The sequence below is a fragment of the Nocardia abscessus genome (genome assembly GCF_015477775.1).
Lineage (GTDB): Bacteria > Actinomycetota > Actinomycetes > Mycobacteriales > Mycobacteriaceae > Nocardia > Nocardia abscessus_A.
The window spans coordinates 1-255 of record NZ_JADLQO010000085.1 but is presented as its reverse complement, the minus strand read 5'-3'; the positions used below and the strand labels follow the sequence as shown (position 1 = coordinate 255).

At 62.7% G+C, this 255-nt stretch carries 1 protein-coding gene; it reads right to left on the bottom strand.

Annotation, left to right across the window (positions count from 1 at the left end):
• The coding region (locus tag IU450_RS39380) for a condensation domain-containing protein (RefSeq protein ID WP_195154793.1) at positions 1-255 on the bottom strand (255 nt) is incomplete at both ends.

Below are 255 nucleotides of genomic sequence, written 5' to 3'. Positions count from 1 at the left end.
CACCGTCGCCGGATCGAACAACTCCGTGGCATACGTGAACGCCACCGACATACCCCCCGACCCACCATGACGATCGACGTTCTCCGCCACCGCCACCTGCAGATCGAACTTCGCCAACGGCACCGCCGAATCCACCGCCGACACCGACAGTCCCGGCAACTCCAGTTCGGTACGCGCCAAATTCTGGAAGGTCAACATCACCTGGAACAACGGATGCCGCGCCGGCGAACGCACCGGATCCAGCAACTCCACCAA